The sequence below is a fragment of the Bacillus sp. NP247 genome, from assembly GCF_018966865.1.
GTDB lineage: Bacteria > Bacillota > Bacilli > Bacillales > Bacillaceae_G > Bacillus_A.
Map to the genome: position 1 here is coordinate 2,947,501 of NZ_CP076653.1, position 5,000 is coordinate 2,952,500.

A 5,000-nucleotide genomic window follows, 5' to 3' on the forward strand; every position below is an offset into this window, starting at 1 on the left:
AGAAAGCAAATGCGATTTCCTGAGTAGCGGCGAGCGAAACGGAATCTAGCCCAAACCAAGAGGCTTGCCTCTTGGGGTTGTAGGACATTCTATACGGAGTTACAAAGGAACGAGGTAGACGAAGCGACCTGGAAAGGTCCGTCACAGAGGGTAACAACCCCGTAGTCGAAACTTCGTTCTCTCTTGAATGTATCCTGAGTACGGCGGAACACGTGAAATTCCGTCGGAATCTGGGAGGACCATCTCCCAAGGCTAAATACTCCCTAGTGATCGATAGTGAACCAGTACCGTGAGGGAAAGGTGAAAAGCACCCCGGAAGGGGAGTGAAAGAGATCCTGAAACCGTGTGCCTACAAATAGTCAGAGCCCGTTAATGGGTGATGGCGTGCCTTTTGTAGAATGAACCGGCGAGTTACGATTCCGTGCGAGGTTAAGCTGAAGAGGCGGAGCCGCAGCGAAAGCGAGTCTGAATAGGGCGTTTAGTACGTGGTCGTAGACCCGAAACCAGGTGATCTACCCATGTCCAGGGTGAAGTTCAGGTAACACTGAATGGAGGCCCGAACCCACGCACGTTGAAAAGTGCGGGGATGAGGTGTGGGTAGCGGAGAAATTCCAATCGAACCTGGAGATAGCTGGTTCTCCCCGAAATAGCTTTAGGGCTAGCCTTAAGTGTAAGAGTCTTGGAGGTAGAGCACTGATTGAACTAGGGGTCCTCATCGGATTACCGAATTCAGTCAAACTCCGAATGCCAATGACTTATCCTTAGGAGTCAGACTGCGAGTGATAAGATCCGTAGTCAAGAGGGAAACAGCCCAGATCGCCAGCTAAGGTCCCAAAGTGTGTATTAAGTGGAAAAGGATGTGGAGTTGCTTAGACAACTAGGATGTTGGCTCAGAAGCAGCCACCATTTAAAGAGTGCGTAATAGCTCACTAGTCGAGTGACTCTGCGCCGAAAATGTACCGGGGCTAAATACACCACCGAAGCTGCGAATTGATACCAATGGTATCAGTGGTAGGGGAGCGTTCTAAGTGCAGTGAAGTCAGACCGGAAGGACTGGTGGAGCGCTTAGAAGTGAGAATGCCGGTATGAGTAGCGAAAGACGGGTGAGAATCCCGTCCACCGAATGCCTAAGGTTTCCTGAGGAAGGCTCGTCCGCTCAGGGTTAGTCAGGACCTAAGCCGAGGCCGACAGGCGTAGGCGATGGACAACAGGTTGATATTCCTGTACCACCTCTTTATCGTTTGAGCAATGGAGGGACGCAGAAGGATAGAAGAAGCGTGCGATTGGTTGTGCACGTCCAAGCAGTTAGGCTGATAAGTAGGCAAATCCGCTTATCGTGAAGGCTGAGCTGTGATGGGGAAGCTCCTTATGGAGCGAAGTCTTTGATTCCCCGCTGCCAAGAAAAGCTTCTAGCGAGATAAAAGGTGCCTGTACCGCAAACCGACACAGGTAGGCGAGGAGAGAATCCTAAGGTGTGCGAGAGAACTCTGGTTAAGGAACTCGGCAAAATGACCCCGTAACTTCGGGAGAAGGGGTGCTTTCTTAACGGAAAGCCGCAGTGAATAGGCCCAAGCGACTGTTTAGCAAAAACACAGGTCTCTGCGAAGCCGTAAGGCGAAGTATAGGGGCTGACACCTGCCCGGTGCTGGAAGGTTAAGGAGAGGGGTTAGCGTAAGCGAAGCTCTGAACTGAAGCCCCAGTAAACGGCGGCCGTAACTATAACGGTCCTAAGGTAGCGAAATTCCTTGTCGGGTAAGTTCCGACCCGCACGAAAGGTGTAACGATTTGGGCACTGTCTCAACCAGAGACTCGGTGAAATTATAGTACCTGTGAAGATGCAGGTTACCCGCGACAGGACGGAAAGACCCCGTGGAGCTTTACTGTAGCCTGATATTGAATTTTGGTACAGTTTGTACAGGATAGGCGGGAGCCATTGAAACCGGAGCGCTAGCTTCGGTGGAGGCGCTGGTGGGATACCGCCCTGACTGTATTGAAATTCTAACCTACGGGTCTTATCGACCCGGGAGACAGTGTCAGGTGGGCAGTTTGACTGGGGCGGTCGCCTCCTAAAGTGTAACGGAGGCGCCCAAAGGTTCCCTCAGAATGGTTGGAAATCATTCGTAGAGTGCAAAGGCATAAGGGAGCTTGACTGCGAGACCTACAAGTCGAGCAGGGACGAAAGTCGGGCTTAGTGATCCGGTGGTTCCGCATGGAAGGGCCATCGCTCAACGGATAAAAGCTACCCCGGGGATAACAGGCTTATCTCCCCCAAGAGTCCACATCGACGGGGAGGTTTGGCACCTCGATGTCGGCTCATCGCATCCTGGGGCTGTAGTCGGTCCCAAGGGTTGGGCTGTTCGCCCATTAAAGCGGTACGCGAGCTGGGTTCAGAACGTCGTGAGACAGTTCGGTCCCTATCCGTCGTGGGCGTAGGAAATTTGAGAGGAGCTGTCCTTAGTACGAGAGGACCGGGATGGACGCACCGCTGGTGTACCAGTTGTTCTGCCAAGGGCATAGCTGGGTAGCTATGTGCGGAAGGGATAAGTGCTGAAAGCATCTAAGCATGAAGCCCCCCTCAAGATGAGATTTCCCATAGCGTAAGCTAGTAAGATCCCTGAAAGATGATCAGGTTGATAGGTTCGAGGTGGAAGCATGGTGACATGTGGAGCTGACGAATACTAATAGATCGAGGACTTAACCATATAATATGAAGCAAATGTTATCTAGTTTTGAAGGAATATACCTTCATCAGTTTGGTGATGATGGCAGAGAGGTCACACCCGTTCCCATACCGAACACGGAAGTTAAGCTCTCTAGCGCCGATGGTAGTTGGGACCTTGTCCCTGTGAGAGTAGGACGTCGCCAAGCAACTGTAAGACGAGTCAGAATGACTCGTCTTTTTTGTGTATATTTCGTTAGAAATAACTTCTTACTAACCCCAAATACCACTTTAGATTTTAAGTATTCCCCATTCTTTTAAGATTTGTGGTTGCATAGCCATATGATTTTTTATTCAATTTCTCCCGTGATTTTTGATATGTAATTTAAGATTTTTTATTTTATTTCTTATAGATACGATTCATTGGTGTGTTAAAATAGTACAGTTATTTTTGAAGTACTTTAATATAAGAAGATTTAATTTTGAAAAAGGAGATAATATGAAAAAGATAGGTGTAATTACTATAGTAGTTTTAGTCCTTCTAGCGATTGCATATATGTTAGTCGGGAATTATTTCTATAATTATGCGTTGAATGCGAAACAAGAAAAAGATTTTTTAGAGGATAATCCGCACTTAACGGAAACGGTGAATGCATCGGGAGGTGCATTGGCTACGAATGAAGACAAGAATGCGAACTTTGTATCAAAATATAAACCTAATACATTAACTATACGCTCTTTTGATAAGCTAAATTTAACAGGTTATGAATATATGAATGAGCAATCTAGTCATAAATGGGCACTTGTAGTTCATGGATATGATGGCAGGGCATCAGCAATGACGAAATATATCCGGAATTTTTATGAACAAGGTTATAACGTCATAGCGCCAGATCTTCGTGGGCATGGAAATAGTGAAGGCGATTATATCGGCATGGGTTGGCATGATCGTAAAGATATTTTGATTTGGATTCAACAAATTGTAAAGAAAGATCCGAATGCTGAAATAGCACTCTTTGGTGTTTCAATGGGCGCGGCAACTGTAATGATGACTTCAGGTGAAGATTTACCCGCTAACGTTAAAGTTATTATCGAAGATTGTGGATACTCAACTGTTATTGATGAATTTACTTATCAACTAAAAGACTTATTCCACTTGCCGAAGTTTCCTGTTATGAATGCAGCAAATACAGTGACAAAATTAAGAGCTGGATATGATTTAGAAGAAGCTTCGGCTATAAAACAAGTGGCGAAAAGTAAAACGCCTATGCTATTTATTCACGGGGATGCTGATACATTCGTTCCTTATGAAATGTTAGATGAAGTATATAATACTGCAAAAGTAGAAAAAGAGAAATTAATTGTTCCAGGTGCTGGACATGGAGAAGCTGAAAAGGTAGATTCGAATAAATATTGGAATACCGTATGGAAGTTCGTGGGGAGATATATTCCAGCATAATTAGATTGTTTTAGAGTTGTATATACGATAATCAGAAGGTAGTGTTTTTATACTTTTGATTATCGTTTTTTTCTATTCGTAAATTCATTTTAGGTTGTAGTATATAAGGCTTGAAGCATAAATTTTTGAATTCTTTAGTACCAGTGCTACAATGATTGAAAACTACATGTTAATGAGGTGTTTCTATGAAAATTGAAGTATGGTCAGATTTTGTATGCCCATTCTGCTATATTGGGAAACGTAGATTAGAAATGGCTTTAGAGCAATTTCCACATAAGAAGGATGTTGAAGTTGAGTTTAAAAGTTTTGAATTAGACCAAAATGCTCCAATCTATTCTGGAACAAGTATTAATGAAGTACTTGCATCAAAGTATGGGATTAGTATTGAAGAAGCTAAGCATAATAATATACAATTAGGAAATCATGCAGCTAGTATGGGTTTGGATTTTAATTTTGAAGAGATGAAGCCGACAAACACTTTTGATGCGCATCGTCTGGCGAAGTTTGCAAAGGATCAAGGAAAAGAAAAAGAGATTACGGAAAATCTGCTTTTTGCATATTTTACTGAATCGGAAAATTTAAGTGATGTGGATACGCTCGTTACTATCGCTGAAGCTTCAGGTCTAGATAAGCAAGAGGTTTTAAATGTTATTAATAATAAAAGTGCATATGCAAATGATGTTAGAGTGGATGAAGCGATTGCTCAGCAATATCAAATTTCGGGAGTACCTTATTTTATTATTAATCAAAAGTATGCTATTTCAGGTGCACAACCACTTGGAACTTTTGTTGGTGCACTTCAGCAAGTGTGGGAAGAAGAGAATCCCGCACCTAAGTTACAAGAGTTTTCATCAGAAGAAGGAAGCGATATGTCTTGTACTG

Annotated in this window: 2 protein-coding genes and 2 rRNA genes (2 of these 4 only partly in view); all 4 read left to right on the forward strand. The window is 44.1% G+C overall.

Annotation, left to right across the window (positions count from 1 at the left end; genetic code table 11):
• A 23S ribosomal RNA gene (locus KPL75_RS15630) occupies window positions 1–2,702 on the forward strand (it extends 220 nt beyond the left edge of the window).
• Between the two features lie 50 nt (window positions 2,703–2,752).
• Window positions 2,753–2,868, forward strand: a 5S ribosomal RNA gene (gene rrf / locus KPL75_RS15635).
• Between the two features lie 290 nt (window positions 2,869–3,158).
• Window positions 3,159–4,118 carry an alpha/beta hydrolase gene (locus KPL75_RS15640; RefSeq protein ID WP_219916906.1) on the forward strand — a complete coding sequence of 320 codons (960 nt, stop codon included), beginning with the start codon at window positions 3,159–3,161 and terminating at the stop codon, window positions 4,116–4,118.
• Between the two features lie 185 nt (window positions 4,119–4,303).
• On the forward strand, window positions 4,304–5,000 hold the 5' portion of the coding sequence (locus tag KPL75_RS15645; RefSeq protein WP_219916907.1) for a DsbA family oxidoreductase. The gene runs 35 nt beyond the window's last position; only the first 697 of its 732 coding nucleotides appear in the window; the start codon lies at window positions 4,304–4,306; its stop codon lies off the right edge, out of view.